The sequence below is a fragment of the Pseudomonas sp. NPDC089534 genome (assembly GCF_044749305.1).
Classification (GTDB): domain Bacteria; phylum Pseudomonadota; class Gammaproteobacteria; order Pseudomonadales; family Pseudomonadaceae; genus Aquipseudomonas; species Aquipseudomonas ekonensis.
The window spans coordinates 14,776-31,011 of sequence record NZ_JBIVHR010000075.1 but is presented as its reverse complement, the minus strand read 5'-3'; the positions used below and the strand labels follow the sequence as shown (position 1 = coordinate 31,011).

General features: G+C 65.2%; 19 protein-coding genes and 1 pseudogene. 6 read left to right on the top strand and 14 right to left on the bottom strand.

Annotated features, from left to right (window positions below; translation table 11 throughout):
• The 3 genes from ACIP0B_RS20880 to ACIP0B_RS20870 form a co-directional block, all read left to right on the top strand.
• Positions 1–482 (top strand): transporter substrate-binding domain-containing protein (locus ACIP0B_RS20880; RefSeq protein ID WP_400835614.1); only part of this gene is annotated, 482 nt, incomplete at its 5' end.
• A 182-nt stretch (positions 483–664) separates the two neighbouring features.
• Complete coding sequence (locus ACIP0B_RS20875) at positions 665–1,624, top strand: amino acid ABC transporter permease (RefSeq protein WP_400835612.1); 960 nt, start codon at positions 665–667, stop codon at positions 1,622–1,624.
• Positions 1,617–2,351, top strand: a complete 735-nt coding sequence (locus tag ACIP0B_RS20870) for an amino acid ABC transporter ATP-binding protein (RefSeq protein ID WP_400835610.1) — start codon at positions 1,617–1,619, stop codon at positions 2,349–2,351. The genes ACIP0B_RS20875 and ACIP0B_RS20870 overlap by 8 nt, the downstream gene beginning before the upstream one ends.
• Before the next feature lie 154 nt (positions 2,352–2,505).
• Here the strand turns inward: ACIP0B_RS20870 and ACIP0B_RS20865 are convergent, their stop codons facing one another.
• From ACIP0B_RS20865 to ubiE, 11 genes and pseudogenes are all read right to left on the bottom strand, one after another.
• Positions 2,506–3,210, bottom strand: coding sequence for a methyl-accepting chemotaxis protein (locus ACIP0B_RS20865; protein ID WP_400835616.1), 705 nt, complete (start codon positions 3,208–3,210; stop codon positions 2,506–2,508).
• A 210-nt stretch (positions 3,211–3,420) separates the two neighbouring features.
• Positions 3,421–4,305 (bottom strand): annotated as a pseudogene (locus ACIP0B_RS20860) (methyl-accepting chemotaxis protein); the annotation flags it as partial.
• Positions 4,306–4,674: 369 nt separating this feature from the next.
• The gene (locus tag ACIP0B_RS20855; RefSeq protein WP_400835608.1) at positions 4,675–5,382 is read right to left on the bottom strand and encodes a 16S rRNA (uracil(1498)-N(3))-methyltransferase; all 708 of its coding nucleotides are present in this window, start codon (positions 5,380–5,382) and stop codon (positions 4,675–4,677) included.
• Positions 5,379–6,167: a twin-arginine translocase subunit TatC gene (tatC, locus tag ACIP0B_RS20850; RefSeq protein ID WP_085585475.1), complete on the bottom strand. Its 789-nt coding sequence runs from the start codon at positions 6,165–6,167 to the stop codon at positions 5,379–5,381. Before tatC ends, ACIP0B_RS20855 begins: the two co-directional genes overlap by 4 nt.
• Positions 6,164–6,610 (bottom strand): Sec-independent protein translocase protein TatB, encoded by a 447-nt coding sequence (gene tatB / locus ACIP0B_RS20845; RefSeq protein WP_400835606.1) that lies wholly within the window; start codon positions 6,608–6,610, stop codon positions 6,164–6,166. The genes tatC and tatB overlap by 4 nt, the downstream gene beginning before the upstream one ends.
• 10 nt (positions 6,611–6,620) lie before the next feature.
• A complete protein-coding gene (locus tag ACIP0B_RS20840) occupies positions 6,621–6,899 on the bottom strand; it encodes a twin-arginine translocase TatA/TatE family subunit (protein ID WP_400835604.1) in 279 nt (92 codons plus the stop codon).
• Between the two features lie 25 nt (positions 6,900–6,924).
• Positions 6,925–7,257 carry a phosphoribosyl-ATP diphosphatase gene (locus ACIP0B_RS20835; protein WP_085585469.1) on the bottom strand — a complete coding sequence of 111 codons (333 nt, stop codon included), beginning with the start codon at positions 7,255–7,257 and terminating at the stop codon, positions 6,925–6,927.
• Positions 7,250–7,654, bottom strand: coding sequence for a phosphoribosyl-AMP cyclohydrolase (gene hisI / locus ACIP0B_RS20830; protein WP_085585467.1), 405 nt, complete (start codon positions 7,652–7,654; stop codon positions 7,250–7,252). The genes ACIP0B_RS20835 and hisI overlap by 8 nt, the downstream gene beginning before the upstream one ends.
• Positions 7,655–7,735: 81 nt before the next feature.
• The gene (gene ubiB / locus ACIP0B_RS20825) at positions 7,736–9,340 is read right to left on the bottom strand and encodes a ubiquinone biosynthesis regulatory protein kinase UbiB (RefSeq protein WP_400835602.1); all 1,605 of its coding nucleotides are present in this window, start codon (positions 9,338–9,340) and stop codon (positions 7,736–7,738) included.
• Positions 9,337–9,960, bottom strand: coding sequence for an SCP2 domain-containing protein (locus ACIP0B_RS20820; RefSeq protein WP_400835600.1), 624 nt, complete (start codon positions 9,958–9,960; stop codon positions 9,337–9,339). Before ACIP0B_RS20820 ends, ubiB begins: the two co-directional genes overlap by 4 nt.
• A complete protein-coding gene (gene ubiE / locus ACIP0B_RS20815; RefSeq protein WP_400835598.1) occupies positions 9,960–10,730 on the bottom strand; it encodes a bifunctional demethylmenaquinone methyltransferase/2-methoxy-6-polyprenyl-1,4-benzoquinol methylase UbiE in 771 nt (256 codons plus the stop codon). The genes ACIP0B_RS20820 and ubiE overlap by 1 nt, the downstream gene beginning before the upstream one ends.
• 154 nt (positions 10,731–10,884) lie before the next feature.
• Here ubiE and ACIP0B_RS20810 point away from each other — a divergent pair, with 154 nt between their 5' ends.
• From ACIP0B_RS20810 to ACIP0B_RS20800, 3 genes are all read left to right on the top strand, one after another.
• Positions 10,885–11,160: a polyhydroxyalkanoic acid system family protein gene (locus ACIP0B_RS20810; protein ID WP_400835596.1), complete on the top strand. Its 276-nt coding sequence runs from the start codon at positions 10,885–10,887 to the stop codon at positions 11,158–11,160.
• Positions 11,161–11,403: 243 nt separating this feature from the next.
• Positions 11,404–11,826 (top strand): phasin family protein, encoded by a 423-nt coding sequence (locus tag ACIP0B_RS20805; RefSeq protein WP_400835594.1) that lies wholly within the window; start codon positions 11,404–11,406, stop codon positions 11,824–11,826.
• 10 nt (positions 11,827–11,836) lie between these two features.
• Positions 11,837–12,649 (top strand): phasin family protein, encoded by an 813-nt coding sequence (locus ACIP0B_RS20800; protein ID WP_400835592.1) that lies wholly within the window; start codon positions 11,837–11,839, stop codon positions 12,647–12,649.
• Positions 12,650–12,921: 272 nt separating this feature from the next.
• Here ACIP0B_RS20800 and ACIP0B_RS20795 read toward each other — a convergent pair whose 3' ends face one another.
• The 3 genes from ACIP0B_RS20795 to phaZ all read right to left on the bottom strand — a co-directional run bounded on the left by ACIP0B_RS20795 (position 12,922) and on the right by phaZ (position 16,233).
• Positions 12,922–13,542: a TetR/AcrR family transcriptional regulator gene (locus ACIP0B_RS20795; RefSeq protein WP_217894008.1), complete on the bottom strand. Its 621-nt coding sequence runs from the start codon at positions 13,540–13,542 to the stop codon at positions 12,922–12,924.
• 27 nt (positions 13,543–13,569) lie between these two features.
• Positions 13,570–15,252 carry a class II poly(R)-hydroxyalkanoic acid synthase gene (gene phaC / locus ACIP0B_RS20790; protein WP_400835590.1) on the bottom strand — a complete coding sequence of 561 codons (1,683 nt, stop codon included), beginning with the start codon at positions 15,250–15,252 and terminating at the stop codon, positions 13,570–13,572.
• A gap of 126 nt (positions 15,253–15,378) precedes the next feature.
• The gene (gene phaZ / locus ACIP0B_RS20785; protein WP_400835588.1) at positions 15,379–16,233 is read right to left on the bottom strand and encodes a poly(3-hydroxyalkanoate) depolymerase; all 855 of its coding nucleotides are present in this window, start codon (positions 16,231–16,233) and stop codon (positions 15,379–15,381) included.
• Positions 16,234–16,236: the final 3 nt, after the last annotated feature.

Genomic DNA, 16,236 nt, shown 5'->3' with positions numbered 1-16,236 from the left:
GCAACCTGCGCCTGAACTTCAGCGAACCGTTCATCGTGGTCGGCCAGACCCTGCTGATCCGCAAGGAGCTGGAAGGCACCGTCAAGTCCTACAAGGATCTGAACACCGCCGACTACCGCATCACCTCCAAGCTCGGCACCACCGGCGAACTCGTCGCCAAGAAGCTGATCGCCAAGGCCAAGTACCACGGCTACGACAACGAGCAGGAAGCCGTGCTCGACGTGGTCAACGGCAAGGCCGACGCCTTCATCTACGACGCGCCGTACAACGTGGTGGCGGTGAACAAGGTCGGCGCCGGCAAGCTGGTGTTCCTCGACAAGCCGTTCACCTACGAGCCGCTGGCCTTCGGCCTGAAGAAGGGCGACTACGACAGCATCAACTTCATCAACAACTTCCTGCACCAGATCCACGAAGACGGCACCTACGATCGCATCCATGACAAGTGGTTCAAGAGCACCGAGTGGCTCAAGGACATGGAATAAGCCCGGTCATTGTGGCGAGGGAGCTTGCTCCCGCTCGGCTGCGCAGCAGCCGTGATCCGGTTGGTTTGTTTTGCCCGATGTTGCGCGGCGGCTGATTTCAGGGCCGCTTCGCACCCCAGCGGGAGCAAGCTCCCTCGCCACATAGGGAGCGAGCGCCCTGATCGATATGGATTCTCCCTTAAATGAAACAGAAAAAAGCCCAATGGCCCTGGCACGTCCTGACCGTGCTGGTGCTGATCGGCCTGGCCGGTGCGCTGTACTACGCGACGTCACTGATGTCCTACGAGTGGCGCTGGAACCGCGTGCCGCAGTACTTCGCCTATCAGGCCGAGGAAACCCACCGCGCCGCCGACATCTCCACCGTCAGCGAACTGGTGCGCAAGGGCGGCAGCGCCGAGGTCACCCTGCGCAACGAGGCCGGTGACGAGCAGCGCCTGACCGTCGACGAGAACAGCCTGCAATTCGCCCAGGGCGATGATGTCGCCGAAGGCGACGTGGTGGGCGTCACCCGGCACTGGGCGGCAGGGCCGCTGCTGTGGGGGCTGTGGACGACGTTGTGGCTGTCGGTGGTGTCCGGCGTGCTGGGCCTGCTGATCGGCCTGGCGACGGGGCTGTGCCGGCTCTCGAACAACCCGACCCTGCGCGACCTTTCGACGATCTACGTCGAACTGGTGCGCGGCACGCCGCTGCTGGTGCAGATCTTCATCTTCTACTTCTTCATCGGCACGGTGATGAACCTGTCCCGGGAATTCGCCGGGATCGCCGCGCTGTCGCTGTTCACCGGCGCCTACGTGGCCGAGATCATCCGCTCCGGCGTGCAGTCGATCGCCCGCGGCCAAAACGAGGCCGCCCGCTCGCTGGGCCTGAGCGCCGGCCAGTCGATGCGCCATGTGGTGCTGCCGCAGGCGTTCAAGCGTGTGCTGCCGCCGCTGGCCGGGCAGTTCATCAGCCTGGTGAAGGACACCTCGCTGGTGTCGGTGATCGCCATCACCGAGCTGCTCAAGAGCGGCCGGGAAGTCATCACCACCTCGTTCTCGCCGTTCGAGATCCTGTTCTGCGTCGCCGGCCTGTACCTGTTGATCAACCTGCCGCTGTCGAAAATCGCCAGCCGGCTCGAGCGGAGGCTCGCGCAAAGTGATTGAAGTCCGCGATCTGGTAAAAGTCTTCGACACCCGCGGCCAGGTGGTGCGTGCGGTGGACAACGTCAGCACCCGGGTGGCCAAGGGTGAAGTGCTGGTGGTGATCGGCCCGTCCGGTTCGGGCAAGTCGACCTTCCTGCGCTGCCTCAACGGCCTGGAGCAGTTCGACTCCGGCTCGGTGAGCATCGACGGCCTGCAACTGGCCGACCCCAAGACCGACATCAACGCCTACCGCCGCGAAGTCGGCATGGTGTTCCAGCATTTCAACCTGTTCCCGCACATGACCGTGCTGGAGAACCTGTGCCTGGCGCAGAAGATCGTGCGCAAGCGCGGGCAGAAGGAAAGCGAGGCCAAGGCCCTGGCGCTGCTGGAGAAGGTCGGCATCGCCCAGAAGGCCCGCGAGTACCCGTCGCGCCTGTCCGGCGGCCAGCAGCAGCGGGTGGCGATCGCCCGGGCGCTGGCGATGGATCCTAAGGTGATGCTGTTCGACGAACCGACGTCGGCCCTCGATCCGGAAATGGTCGGCGAAGTGCTGGATGTGATGAAGAACCTGGCCGTGGAGGGCATGACCATGGTCTGCGTCACCCACGAAATGGGCTTCGCCCGGGAAGTGGCGGACCGGGTGCTGTTCTTCGATCACGGCAAACTGCTGGAGGACGCTTCGCCGGAGCAGTTCTTCGCGGCGCCGCAGGATCCGCGGGCGCAGGCGTTCCTGCGTCAGGTCCTCTAACGGCGGCGTCCTTTCGGACGCCATCGCTGGCAAGCCAGCTCCCACAGGTTTTCGGTCGACCATAAAGTCGGTGTTCAACTCGGTCACTGTGGGAGCTGGCTTGCCAGCGATGGCATCACCTCGGTCCCAAGCGAACCGAGGCCACCGGATCAGCTCAGACCTTGAACCGCCCCACCAGCGTCTGCAGGTGGGTGCCCAGGCGCGCCAGCTCGACGCTGGAGGCCGCCGTCTCTTCGCTGGCCGCCGAGGTCTGGTCCGACACGTCCCGCACGTTCAGCACGCTGCGGTTGATCTCTTCGGCCACGGCGCTCTGCTGCTCGGCCGCCGCCGCGATCTGCTGGTTCATCGCCTGGATCGCCGACACGGTGCGGGTGATGCTGTCCAGCGAGCCGCCGGCGCGGCGGGTCAGTTCCACGCTGCTGTCGGTCAGGGTGCGGCTGTTGTCCATGATCGTCGCGACTTGCTGGGTGCCGTTCTGCAGGCCGACGATCAGCTCTTCGATCTCTTCGGTGGATTTCTGGGTGCGCTGGGCCAGGCTGCGCACTTCGTCCGCCACCACCGCGAAACCGCGGCCGGCCTCGCCGGCGCGGGCCGCCTCGATGGCGGCGTTGAGGGCCAGCAGGTTGGTCTGCTGGGCCACGGACTTGATCACGTCGAGCACGCTGCCGATCTTGTCGCTTTCGCGCTTGAGTTCGCCCATGGCCTCGGTGGAGTGCCCCACCTCGACGGCCAGGCGCTCGATCTGGGCGATGGCCTCGCCGACCACCTTGTCGCCTTCGCGGGCCTGCTGGTCGGCGGCGACGGCGGCCTCGGAGGCTTCCTCGGCGTTGCGCGCGACTTCCTGCACGGTGGCGGCCATTTCGTTCATGGCGGTGGCCACCTGATCGGTCTCGACCTTCTGATTGTTCACCCCGGCGCTGGTCTGCTCGGTCACGGCCGACAGCTCTTCGGCGGCGCTGGCGATCTGGGTGACGCCGTCGCTGATGCCGCCGATCAGTTCGCGCAGGCCCTGGTTCATGCTCTGCATCGAGCGTTGCAGCTGGCCCAGCTCGTCGCGGCGCTGGGACACCAGGTTGTGGGTGAGGTCGCCGGCGGCCACGCGCTCGGCGACCTTGAGGGTCTGGTTCAGCGGGATGATGATCTGCCGGGTGATCGCCCAGGCGGCCAGCAGGCCGAAGGCCACGGCCAGCAGGGTGGCGATCAGCAGTTGGTTCTTGGCGCTGGCGGCGTCGGTGTCGCGCACGAGGGTCTGCGATTCGGTGAGTTTGCTGCTGACGTCGAACAGGATGTCGCCCTGGGCCGCCATGCGCGCCAGTGCCTTGGCGCTGGCCACCTGGGAGTCGCGGAACTGGCTGACCGCCGAGCGGTAGGCCTTGAGCGACTCGGTGGCCTGCTGCAGGTTGGCGATGTGCTGTTCCGGCAGTTTGGCCGGCAGGCTTTCGAGGTTCTTCAGGGCGTTGTCGATGGCGTCCAGCGCCGGTTGCTCGGCTTCGGCCTTGCCGCTGTAGGTGTAGCCGCGCACCTGGAAGCGCGCCTGCTGGATCAGCTTGCTGAGGTCGATCACGGCGTTGAACTGGGCGACGCTGTCGCCCTGCAGCATGGATTTCTCGACTTCGGCCACCCGGGCCACGGCGTTGTCGGCGGTGGCGCCGAGCTTGCCGCGGGCGTCTTCGCGCAGGGCGGTGGCCTGGGTCATGTCGGCGAAGGCGCGCTTGTACTCGGCGACGGCGGCCAGTTGCTGGTCGATCATCGCCACGTCGGCCGGTTGCTCGATCAGGCTGCGGGCGGTCTGCAGGCCGCTGTCGAGTTTGCCGAGCAGGTCGTTGACGGTGCCGGGCCCTTGCTCGCCGCGGCGCATCTCATAGTCCAGACGGGCCAGGCGCAGGTCCTTGGTCAGCTCGTTCAGGCTGGAGATGAAGCCGAGCTTGTCGCCCCGGCTGATGATGCCGCTCATGCCGGTCCAGCCGGTCACGGTGATCAGCAGGGTCAGCAGCAGCACCAGGCCGAAGCCGATGCCCAGCTTGCGTTTGACGCTGACGTTTCCAAGATTCTCGGCTAACCAACGGTACATGCGACGACTCCCCTCGGACCACTAATTGGACTTATGGAGAGTGTATCGGCGGCGTGATGGCATTCTGTAACGCGATTTGTCCGCAGTGCAGCGACATTGTGGCGAGGGAGCTTGCTCCCGCTCGGCGGCGCAGCCGTCGCAAAACCGACAAAGAAAAGAGCGATGGCCGCTGCGCGCCCAAGCGGAAGCAAGCTCCCTCGCCACAGGGCCGAGCGGGAGCGAGCTCCCTTGGCACAGGGAATGCGGTGAACGTTAGAAGAGGCGGGCGAGCAGGGCGGTGACGGCGGTTTCGACCCGCAGGATACGGTCGCCCAACTGCACCGGCTGCAGTCCGGACTTCTTCAGCAGGTCGATTTCGTAGGGGATCCAGCCGCCTTCGGGGCCGATGGCCAGGGTGACCGGTTCGCTGAGTGCGCGCGGGCAGGGCGGGAAGTCGCCCGGATGGCCCACCAACCCGAGGGTGCCGTCGGCGATCGCCGGCAAACGGTCCTCGACGAACGGCTTGAAGCGCTTCTCGATGGTGATGTGCGGCAGCACGGTGTCGCGGGCCTGTTCGAGGCCGAGGATCAGCTGTTCGCGGATCGCCTCGGGCTCCAGGAACGGCGTCTGCCAGAAGCTCTTCTCGACCCGGTAGCTGTTGACCAGCACCACGTTCGGCACACCCATGGTCGCCACGGTCTGGAACACCCGGCGCAGCATCTTCGGCCGGGGCAGGGCCAGCACCAGGGTCAGCGGCAGCTTGGCCGGCGGCGGCTGGTCGAGGCTGATCTGCAGCTCCGCCTCGTTGGCGTCCAGGCGCAGCACCTGCGCCGAGCCCATCAGCCCGCCGACGCGCCCGACCCGCAGGCTGTCGCCGACTTCCGAGCGGTGGACCTCCTGCATGTGGGTCAGGCGGCGGTCGCGCAGCACGACGCGGTCGGCCGCAATGAAATCGGCCTCTTCGAGCAGCAGCAGGTTCATGGCTGGGTCGCTGGCGGCTGGTCGTTGTGGTCGTCGGCGGTCTCGTCCGGGCGTTCGCGCTTGCTCACCAGGCTGCCGAACAGGATGCCGACCTCGAACAGCATCCACATCGGCACGGCCAGCAGGGTCTGGGAGAAGATGTCCGGCGGGGTGAGGATCATGCCGACCACGAAGCAGCCGATGATCACGTACGGGCGGATCTTCTTCAGGTACTTGACGTCGACCACGCCGATCCACACCAGCAGCACCACGGCCACCGGGATCTCGAACGCCACGCCGAAGGCGAAGAACAGCGTCATGACGAAATCGAGGTAGCTGGTGATGTCGGTCATCATCTCGACGCCGGCCGGGGTGGCGGAGGCGAAGAACTTGAAGATCAGCGGGAACACGAAGAAGTAGGCGAACGCCATGCCGGTGTAGAACAGCAGGATGCTGGAGATCAGCAGCGGCACCGCGACGCGTTTCTCATGCTTGTACAGGCCCGGCGCGATGAAGCCCCAGATCTGGTGCAGGATCACCGGGATCGCCAGGAACAGCGAGACCATCATCGTCAGCTTCAGAGGCGTCAGGAACGGCGATGAGACGTCGGTGGCGATCATCGTCGCGCCGGCCGGCAGGTACTGGCGCAGCGGCGTCGAGACGAAGGTGTAGATCTGCTGGGTGAAGGCGAACAGCCCGGCGAAGATGATGAAGATCGCCGCGACGCAACGCAGCAGACGGGTGCGCAACTCGGTGAGGTGCGAAACCAGCGGCATGTGCTGGTCGTTTTCGGGGAGATCGCTCATGGGGCTCGCGGTGGCAGTGTCGGGTCGTGAGGGGCCGGCGCGGTCGGCGCGGCAGCTGGAGCAACGGGTTCGGCCGGGGCCGCTGCGGCGGCGGGCGCGGGTTCGGTCGGCGCCGCGGCAGGTGCAGGAGGCGTCGGCGCCGCAGGGCTGTGGATCGTCTGCTCGCCCACGTGCTCGACCGGCGTCGGCTCCTGCTGGACCGGCGTGAGGATCTTGCGCGCCTCCTGCTCCAGGGACAGGATGTGCTCGTTGTGCAGTTGCCGACGGATTTCGTCGGCACCGATCTCACGTTCAACTTCCTGTTTGATCGCGTTGAAGCTGCGCTTCAGTCGCCCGACCCAGAGGCCGGCGGTGCGCGCAGCGCCCGGCAAGCGCTCGGGGCCCAGCACCAGCAGGGCGACGAGGCCGACGAGCAGCAGTTCAGAGAAGCTGATACCAAACATTAGTCAGTGCTCACACGTCTTTGCGGATCGGCTCTTCGACCTTCTGCGCCTGCACGTCGATGGTGTGCGGCGGGTTGGCCTGGGCGGTGGCTTGCGGCTGCACCGGCGGCACCGGTTGCGCAGGCGCGGCGCTCGGGTCGGCCGGCTTCTCGTCGTCGTTCATGGCCTTGCGAAAGCCCTTGATCGACTCGCCGACGTCGGTGCCCAGGTTCTTCAGTTTCTTGGTGCCGAACACCAGCACCACGACCACCAGAATGACGATCCAGTGTTTCCAGTCAAAAATGCCCATCTTGCAGCTCCTCTCTAATTGGTTTTCAGGCGGACGGACGCGAGGCTTTCTCGGCGTGTCCGGACAGGCCGAAGCGACGGTCCAGCTCATCCAGCACGGCCTGCGGATGCTGCCCCAGCTGGGCGAGCATGACCAGGCTGTGGAACCACAGGTCGGCGGTCTCGTAGATCACGTCGCTGCAATCGCCGCTGACGGCGGCGTCCTTGGCGGCGATGATGGTCTCCACCGACTCTTCGCCGACCTTCTCCAGAATCTTGTTCAGGCCCTTGTGGTACAGGCTGGCGACATACGAGGTGTCGGCGGCCGCGCCCTTGCGCTCTTCGAGCACCTGAGCGAGGCGGGTCAGGGTGTCACTCATGTGTGTGTCCTGCAGCGGAATAGATGGCGTGCGGGTCTTTCAGGACCGGGTCGACCGTTTTCCAGTCGCCGTTCTCGAAGACGCGGTAGAAGCAGCTCTGACGGCCGGTGTGGCAGGCGATGTCGCCGATCTGCTCGACCATCAGGATGATCACGTCGGCGTCGCAGTCCAGGCGCATTTCGTGCAGGGTCTGCACATGGCCTGACTCCTCTCCCTTGCGCCACAGCTTGCCACGGGAACGTGACCAGTAGATTGCACGGTTCTCCGCGGCGGTCAGCTCAAGCGCCTCGCGGTTCATCCAGGCCATCATCAGCACGCGTCCGGTCTTGTGATCCTGGGCGATCGCCGGCACCAGGCCATCGGCGTCCCACTTGATCTCGTCCAGCCAGTTTTTCATCTTCGACTCCGACAGCGAACCCCACGCTTCATTGGTCGGGTTCAGGCGTTCGAACAGTGTGCCAGCCGATCGCGGAACTGGCTATCGGCGAACGACCAGATACAAGCCCACTGCCACCATGATCCCGGCGGGCCAGTGCCCCAGTTCGTGCAGCGGACCGCCGGCGGCGAGGATCGTGCCGCCCGCCAGATGGGCGCTGCCGAGCAGGCGCAGGAACCAGTCGTCCTTGCGCTTTTTCCAGGGCGGCGGCGGGTCGCCGGCGTGGGGCTGGGACAGGCGTTCGAGCAGGTCGCGGGCCATGTTGGCCAGGTGCGGCAGCTGTTCGAACTGGCTCTGCACGTTGCCGATCAAGGCCTTGGGGCTCACGCGCTCACGCATCCAGCGTTCGAGGAACGGCTGGGCGGTGTTCCACAGGTCCAGTTCCGGATACAGCTGACGGCCCAGGCCTTCGATGTTCAGCAGGGTCTTCTGCAGCAGCACCAGTTGCGGCTGGACTTCCATGTTGAAGCGCCGCGCCGTCTGGAACAGGCGCATCAGCACCTGGCCAAATGAAATATCTTTTAACGGTTTTTCGAAAATCGGTTCGCACACGGTGCGGATCGCCGCTTCGAATTCGTTGAGCTTGGTTTCCGCCGGCACCCAGCCCGAATCGATGTGCAGCTGCGCCACGCGCCGGTAGTCGCGCTTGAAGAAGGCGAACAGGTTGCGGGCCAGGTAGTCCTGGTCCTCAGGGGTCAGGCTGCCGACGATGCCGCAGTCGATGGCGATGTACTGCGGGCTCCACGGGTTGACGGTGCTGACGAAGAGGTTGCCCGGGTGCATGTCGGCGTGGAAGAAGCTGTCGCGGAACACCTGGGTGAAGAAGATCTCCACGCCGCGCTCGGCGAGCATCTTCATGTCGGTGCGCTGGTCGGCGAGGGTCGCCAGGTCCGTCACCTGGATGCCGTAGATGCGCTCCATCACCAGCACCTTCGGCCGGCACCAGTCCCAGTAGACCTGCGGCACGTAGAGCAGCGGCGAGCCGTCGAAGTTGCGCTTGAGCTGGCTGGCGTTGGCGGCCTCGCGCAGCAGGTCGAGTTCGTCGTAGATGGTTTTCTCGTAGTCGCTGACCACGTCCACCGGGTGCAGCAGGCGGGCGTCGGCCGACACCTTCTCGGCGGCGCGGGCGAGGATGAACAGCCACGCCAGGTCTTGGGCGATCACCGGCTTGAGGCCCGGACGGATCACCTTGACCACCACCTCTTCGCCGGTCTTGAGCTGGGCGGCATGCACCTGCGCCACCGAGGCGGAGGCCAGCGGCTCGACGTCGAAACGGCTGAACACGTCGTCGATCTTCTTGCCCAACTGCTCTTCGATCAGCCGCACCGACAGTTGCGAATCGAACGGCGGCACCCGGTCCTGCAGCAGCATCAGCTCGTCGGCGATGTCCTCCGGCAGCAGGTCGCGGCGGGTCGAGAGGATCTGCCCGAACTTGATGAAGATCGGCCCCAGGTCCTGCAGCGCCAGGCGCAGGCGGGCGCCCCGGCTCAGGTCCAGCGGCTTGCGCGGGAACCAGCGCCACGGCAGCGCATAGCGCAGGGCCAGCAGGAACCACGGCAACGGGAGGTCGAACAGCAGGTCATCGAGACGGTAGCGGATCACGACGCGCTGGATGCGCAACAGACGGCGGACGGCAAGCAGCTTCATGCGTTATCGCTTGGGTCGAGGGATCGGGAAAGGCGCTCGAAACGCGCCTCGAGACGCTCCAGATCAAGCTTGATCCGGTCCAGTTCGCGGAACCGGGCTTCGGCTTCGCGCTGCCCGACGAGGGTGCGCGATTCTTCGGCCAGGTATTCGGCGAGGTTCTGGTTGAGGCTGGCGAAGCCTTGCCGGTACCAGCGGGCGCGGCTGCGCAGGTGGCCGCCGACCAGTTGCGTGGCGACGGGGCCGAGCCAGCGCGAGAGTTCGTACTCCCAGTCCAGCTCCAGGTCCTGCAGGACGTCGGCCAGCTCCAGCAGCACGCCGCTGTCGCCGTCGAGCTCGACTTCCGGCGCGTGCAGCACCGCGGTCTTGTCCTTGCTCAGGGCCAGCTTCACCAGGCTCGACGCCGGCGCACGCAGGGTGCAGTCGACGCCGGTCTCCCAGCGCGAGGCCAGCATCAGGCCTTCGTCGCTGGGCAGGATGAACAGTTGCAGCGCCGGGGCCGTGCAGTCGACGGCGATCACCTTGCCGGTCAGGTGCGCCAGGCGCGGCAGCGCGGTGCTGTCGAGACGCAGCACCCGGTTCAGGCCGGTTTCGACGCTGGCCAGCAGCCCGGTCAGCAGCATCAGGGCTTGATGCCGCGGTGCAGGGCGACGATGCCCGACGTCATGTTGTGGTAGGTCACGCGGTCGAAGCCGGCCTCGACCATCATCGACTTCAGGGTTTCCTGGTCCGGGTGCATGCGGATCGATTCGGCCAGGTAACGGTAGCTTTCCGAGTCGTTGGTGATCAGCTTGCCCATCAGCGGCATGAACGCGAACGAGTAGGCGTCGTAGGCCTTGGACATCAGCGCGTTGGTCGGCTTGGAGAACTCCAGCACCAGCAGGCGGCCGCCGGGCTTGAGCACGCGCAGCATCGAGCGCAGGGCGTCTTCCTTGTGGGTCACGTTGCGCAGGCCGAAGGCGATGGTCACGCAGTCGAAGTGGTTGTCCGGGAACGGCAGCTTTTCGGCGTCGGCCTGGACGAACTCGACGTTGCCCGACACGCCCACGTCCAGCAGGCGGTCGCGGCCGACCTTGAGCATGGACTCGTTGATGTCGGCGAGCACCACCTGGCCGGTCGGGCCGACGAGGTGGGAGAATTTCTTGGTCAGGTCGCCGGTGCCGCCGGCGATGTCCAGCACGCGGTTGCCGCTGCGCACGCCCGACAGCTCGATGGCGAAGCGCTTCCACAGGCGATGCATGCCGCCCGACAGGAGGTCGTTCATCAGGTCGTACTTGGCGGCCACGGAGTGGAACACCTCAGCGACCCTTTCGGCCTTCTGGCTTTCCGGGACGTTCTTGAAGCCGAAGTGGGTGGTGGGTTCGGCATCGCTGCCTTTGCGCTGATCAGTCATATCGCTGTCACCAAAAGAGAATGCGCGACATTCTAATCCCCAAGCCATGCTTTGTCTTGGAATGGCTCAAGGTAAGATGGGCGACCCTCGGGACGATTTGCCGCAGCCGCGGTCAGGATCTGCCGACAAGCCTTCATCAATCAGGAGTCATCCGATGGCCCGAATCAGTGTTGAACGTGCCCATAGCCTGGGCAAGGACGCCGCCCGCGAGAAAGCCGACAAGCTGGCGCAGAAACTCTCCGACCAGTACGGCCTGGAGCCGCAGTGGTCGGGCGACACCCTGAACCTCAAGCGCTCCGGCGTGAAGGGCGAGGTGCATGTGGCGGAGGACTCGATCCGCGTCGACGTGGAGCTGGGCATGATGATGTCGGCCATGAGCGGCATGATCAAGGCCGAGATCGAGAAGGCGCTGGACAAGGCGCTGGCCTGATCTTCGTTTGAAATGCGATCCCCTGTAGGAGCGAGCCTGCTCGCGATGGCGGTGTATCAGTCGACTTCATTTTGGACTGATGCATCGCCATCGCGAGCAGGCTCGCTCCCACATTCGTTTTGGGTCTGGCCTGAGGTTTGTGTCAGTTGTTAGGGTGCCGTTTCTAATTTTTCTCCCTACTTTGTGCCTGAGCCCGACAACCGTCCGGGCAGTTCCTCAAACCTTCTGCGCGTGAGGTGCACCATGGCCAAAGTCATTTTGAAGAAAAAAATCGACGCTTCGACTTCCGCTCTGAGCGACGTCAAATCCTATGCCCGCAAGATCTGGCTGGCAGGCCTGGGTGCCTACGCCAAGGTCGGCCAAGAGGGCAGCGAGTACTTTCAGGAGCTGATCAAGGCCGGTCAAGCCGTTGAAAAGAAAGGCAAAAAAGCCGTCGCCGAAAAGCTCGAAGCGGCCAACGCCGAAATCGATGAGGCCAAGGGCGAAGTCAGCACCTTCAAGGGCCGGGTCGAAGTGCAGCTCGACAAGGTCGAGAAGGCGTTCGACACACGCGTCGCCAGTGCCTTGAATCGTATCGGCATTCCGTCTAAACATGACGTTGAGGCACTCTCTGCTAAGCTCGATGAGCTGACGGCATTGCTCGAACGCGTCGCGCGTAAATCTTAAGGAGAACGGGATGGCTGGCAAAAAGAACACCGATAAAGAAGGCAGCTCGTGGATCGGGAAGGTCGAAGACTACTCCCGCAAGATCTGGCTGGCGGGCCTGGGCGTGTACTCGAAGATCGACACTGACGGCAGCAAGCTCTTCGAGTCACTGGTCAAAGACGGCGAGAAGGCCGAGAAGCTCACCAAGTCGGCGGTCGGCAAGAAAGTCGACGCCGCCAAGGACTCCGCTTCCTCGGCCAAGTCGCGCATCAGCGGCGTGAAAGACCGCGCGCTGGGCAAGTGGGACGAACTGGAAGAGGCTTTCGACAAGCGCCTGAACAGCGCGATCTCGCGCCTGGGCGTGCCGAGCCGCAATGAGGTCAAGGCCCTGCACAGCAAGGTCGAGACCCTGACCAAGCAGATCGAAAAACTCACCGGCCTGAAAACCCAGCCTGTGGCCAAGACCGCAGCGGCCAAGCCGGCTGCGAAACCTGCCGCCAAGCCGCTGGCCAAGGCCGCCGCCAAACCGGCCGCCAAGCCTGCGGCGAAAACCGCAGCGGCCAAACCGGTTGCGAAAGCGGCGGCCAAACCCGCTGCCAAGCCTGCCGCAAAACCGGCGGCGAAAACCGCTGCCGCCAAGCCAGCCGCCAAACCGGCTGCCGCGAAGAAACCGGCAGTGAAAAAACCGGCCGCACCGAAAGCCGCTGCGCCGAAACCGGCCGCAGCCGCCAAGCCTGCGACCCCGGCCGCTCCGGTCAGCGCGTCGAACTCCGCCGCCGCTCCGGCATCCGCCGTGACCCCGACTGCCGCACCGACCCCGTCGGCGCCGTCCAGTCAGTCCTGATCCTCAGGGCTCAAGAAAACGCCCGGCCTGCGAAGGCCGGGCGTTTTTGTTTGTGGCCCCGTCTCTCAAGAACACTGCCGTACCCTTTTGATCCTGCCCGGCAGCGACCTTGCCGACGCCATCGCCGGCAGGCTGGCTCCCACCGTGTCATGTGGCATCACCAGCCCCTGTAGGAGCGAGCCTGCTCGCGATGACGGCGCATCAGTCCCCTTGATGCTGGATGTTCCACCGCTATCGCGAGCAGGCTCGCTCCCACAAGGGATATGCAATGGTCATTCGTGCTCTTCGAGGTACTGCAGCGCGAAACGCTCCGTCGCTACCTTGATCGGCGGCAGCAGGTGCGGCGCCACCAGCATCATGATCTGGTACACCACCAGCCGCACCTCGCCCTCGCGGTCGAGGATCCGCTGGTAGTCCAGGGAAAACAGCAAGGTCAGGGTGATCTGCTCCACCAGTTGCCCCAGGGCCTGGGTGTCGCTGACCAGCAGCCCCTGCGCCTTCAGGCGCGCCAGCAATGACGCCAGCGTGCGCTTGAGGACATTGAGCAGGTTGCGGATGCCCTTGGCCAGTTTCGGCAGGCGTCCGGACAGGTTCGACAGGTCCTGGAACAGGAACCGGTAGAGCGCCAGGCGCTCGACGATCAGGTGCAGGAACAGCCAGTAGTCCTCCGGCGCCAGCTCGACGTCGGCGGGCGGGTCGAGCAGCGGCGCCAGTTCGCCCTGGAAGCGCTCGAACAGCCCGAGGATCAGCGGCTCCTTGCCGTGGAAGTGGTAGTAGAGGTTGCCGGGGCTGATCCCCATTTCGTTGGCAACCTCCATGGTGGAGACGTTCGGCTCGCCCTTTTCGTTGAACAGCTGCAGGGCACATTCGAGAATCCGGTCGCGGGTTTTCATCCAGTCTTCTTAAAGGGTTTCAGGGCGTCAGCGCACGCGCACGTAGGTGCCGGGGGCCGCTTCCATCGGTGGGTAGTCGGGGCTGCCGAGGGTCGTCTGGGTCTCGCGCTGCGCGCCGGAGCGCTGCTGGACCCATTCCAGCCACTGCGTCCACCAGCTGCCGTCGACCTTTTTCGCGTCGTAGTACCAGGCGCGGGGGTCGCCGCTCAGCTTGCCGTTCTCGACGTAGTTGGCCTTCGGGTTGCCCGGCGGGTTGAGGATGCTCTGCACATGGCCGCTGTTGGACAGCACGAAGCGCCGCTCGCCGCCCAGCAGCAGGGTCGAGCGGTACACCGCGTCCCACGGCGTGATGTGGTCGTTCATGCCGGCCACGCTGAAGCTGTCGACCGTGACCTTCTGCAGGTCGATCGGCGTGCCGCACACCTCCAGGCCGCCGGGGTGGGTCAGCGGGTTGTGCTTGAAGAAGTCCAGCAGGTCGCCGTGGAACGCGGCCGGCAGGCGGGTGCTGTCGTTGTTCCAGTAGAGGATGTCGAACGGCGGCGGTGCCTTGCCCAGCAGGTAGTTGTTGACGAAGTAATTCCAGATCAGGTCGTTGGGGCGCATCCAGGCGAACACCTTGGCCATGTCGCGGCCGTCGAGCACGCCCCGCTGGTAGGAGCGGCGCTTGGCCGCCTCGAGGGTCTGCTCGTCGGCGAACAGCGTCGCCGGCGTGTCGAACTGACTGTCGAGCAGGCTCACCAGGTAGGTGGCGCTGGAGACCCTGCGCAACTGCCGCTTGGCCTGCAGGTGGCCTTGCAGGGCGGCGATGGTGAGGCCGCCGGCGCAGGCGCCCATCAGGTTGACGTCGCGGGCGCCGGTGATCGACCGGCAGACGTTCATCGCTTCCTCCACCGCCTCGACGTAGGTCGACAGGCCCCATTCGCGGTGACGCACGTCCGGGTTGCGCCAACTGATCATGAAGGTCTGCAGGCCGTTCTTGAGGGCGAACTGGACGAAGCTGTTGTGCGGGCTCAGGTCGAAGATGTAGTACTTGTTGATCTGCGGCGGCACCACCAGCAGCGGCTTGGCGTACTGTTTCTCGCTCATCGGCCGGTACTGGATCAGCTCCAGCATTTCGTTGCGAAACACCACGGAGCCGGTGGTGGTGGCGACGGTCTTGCCGATCTCGAACGCCTGCTTCGACACCTGGCGCGGCAGGCCGTCGTTGTGCAGCAGGTCGTCGATCAGGTGGCCCAGGCCGCGCACCAGGCTCTGCCCGCCGGAGTTGAACAGCTCCTTGACCGCCAGCGGATTGAGCAGGGTGTTGGACGGCGCCACGGCGTCGTTGAGCAGGCTGAAGGCGAACTGCGCGCGGGCCCGGTCGTCTTCGCTCATGCTGCTCTCGTCGATCCAGCTCTTGACCTGTTTCTGCCAGCTCAGGTACGCCTGAAGGCTGCGGCGGTAGAACGGATTGAGGCTCCAGGCCGGATCGCTGAAGCGCGAATCCTGCGCGTTGATCGGGTGCAGGGTCTCACCGAGCAGGACGCGGCCCAACTGGCCTCCCAGCCTCAGGGCATGGCGTGCGCTGTGGATCGGGTTGCGCAGGCCGTGGGCCGCGACGCTGCGCAGGGTCGAGATCAGGTCCCGGCCGCGCAGCCCGGTCATTGCGCTTTGTGCATTAATGAACACGGCAGGGCTGGGCACCACGCCGGTCGCTGGTTTGTCGCGCATGAGTCAACACTCCTTCGTCTTCAGGCCAAACACAAACACACCGAACCAGAGAACCATAGACGCTGTTGCGGATTGTTGCCTGCGCGGCGTCCTGCCACACACCTTCCATTAAACGTGCCGGATCGCTCATGCCCCCGGCGATGCCGGATGCGGATGCATCACCGCACGCTGACGTTCCTCCTCCAGGAATTTCATGATGATCGGCGCCACGGCCTCGGCCCGGGTGATCAGGAACAGGTGGCCGTCGTCGATGATGTGCAGCTGGGCGTTGGGTATGCGCCAGGCGAGCATGCGCATGTTGATCAGCGGGATCAGCGGATCGTCGTCGCCGGCCAGCACCAGGGTCGGCTGGTGGATCTTGTGCAGCCAGTGGATGCTGGTCCAGCCCAGGCCCGCGAACAGTTGCCAGTAGTAGCCGAGCTTGCCCGCCGAACGCACCTTGGCCGCGTGGCTGGCGGCGAGGGTCGGGTCGCGGCGGAACGAGCCGCCGTAGATCAGCGGCGCGATGCGGATCACGTGGGACGGCTGGATGTAGCGGCGAGGGCTGGCCATCATCCACAGCACCTTCGGCTTGCCCGGCACCATGAAGGCACCGGCGGCGGTCGCCGCCAGCACCAGTTTCTTGCAGCGTTCGGGGTAGTCGTGGGCGAACTGCTGCGCCAGCGCGCCGCCCCACGACACGCCGATCACGTTGACCTGGCCGTAGTCGAGGTAGTCGAGCATCCGGGCGGTGAGTTTCGCCAGCCCCGCAAACCGGTACGGCCGGCTCGGCGTCGAGGAGCCGCCGACGCCGGGCACGTCGAAGGCAATGACCTCAAGGTCCGGATCCAGCGCCGCGACAAAGGGAAACACCAGCTCCAGGTTGGCGCCGATGCCGTTGAAGATCAGCAAGGGCGTCAAGTGGGGCTTGCCGGGGCGCACCGCGGTGCGGATGGTCTGGCCATCCAGGTCGACGGTGCGGAAGATGAACGGGTGCGGCATGCT

Coding starts and splice junctions, on each gene's coding strand:
- ubiB (WP_400835602.1), bottom strand. CDS start 9,340: ATGAAGCTGCTTGCCGTCCGCCGTCTGTTGCGCATCCAGCGCGTCGTG.
- phaC (WP_400835590.1), bottom strand. CDS start 15,252: ATGCGCGACAAACCAGCGACCGGCGTGGTGCCCAGCCCTGCCGTGTTC.
- ACIP0B_RS20855 (WP_400835608.1), bottom strand. CDS start 5,382: ATGAACCTGCTGCTGCTCGAAGAGGCCGATTTCATTGCGGCCGACCGC.
- ACIP0B_RS20810 (WP_400835596.1), top strand. CDS start 10,885: ATGGCCCGAATCAGTGTTGAACGTGCCCATAGCCTGGGCAAGGACGCC.
- ACIP0B_RS20875 (WP_400835612.1), top strand. CDS start 665: ATGAAACAGAAAAAAGCCCAATGGCCCTGGCACGTCCTGACCGTGCTG.
- ubiE (WP_400835598.1), bottom strand. CDS start 10,730: ATGACTGATCAGCGCAAAGGCAGCGATGCCGAACCCACCACCCACTTC.
- tatB (WP_400835606.1), bottom strand. CDS start 6,610: ATGTTTGGTATCAGCTTCTCTGAACTGCTGCTCGTCGGCCTCGTCGCC.
- tatC (WP_085585475.1), bottom strand. CDS start 6,167: ATGAGCGATCTCCCCGAAAACGACCAGCACATGCCGCTGGTTTCGCAC.
- ACIP0B_RS20795 (WP_217894008.1), bottom strand. CDS start 13,542: ATGAAAACCCGCGACCGGATTCTCGAATGTGCCCTGCAGCTGTTCAAC.
- ACIP0B_RS20820 (WP_400835600.1), bottom strand. CDS start 9,960: ATGCTGCTGACCGGGCTGCTGGCCAGCGTCGAAACCGGCCTGAACCGG.
- hisI (WP_085585467.1), bottom strand. CDS start 7,654: ATGAAAAACTGGCTGGACGAGATCAAGTGGGACGCCGATGGCCTGGTG.
- ACIP0B_RS20800 (WP_400835592.1), top strand. CDS start 11,837: ATGGCTGGCAAAAAGAACACCGATAAAGAAGGCAGCTCGTGGATCGGG.
- ACIP0B_RS20840 (WP_400835604.1), bottom strand. CDS start 6,899: ATGGGCATTTTTGACTGGAAACACTGGATCGTCATTCTGGTGGTCGTG.
- phaZ (WP_400835588.1), bottom strand. CDS start 16,233: ATGCCGCACCCGTTCATCTTCCGCACCGTCGACCTGGATGGCCAGACC.
- ACIP0B_RS20805 (WP_400835594.1), top strand. CDS start 11,404: ATGGCCAAAGTCATTTTGAAGAAAAAAATCGACGCTTCGACTTCCGCT.
- ACIP0B_RS20865 (WP_400835616.1), bottom strand. CDS start 3,210: ATGGCCGCCACCGTGCAGGAAGTCGCGCGCAACGCCGAGGAAGCCTCC.
- ACIP0B_RS20835 (WP_085585469.1), bottom strand. CDS start 7,257: ATGAGTGACACCCTGACCCGCCTCGCTCAGGTGCTCGAAGAGCGCAAG.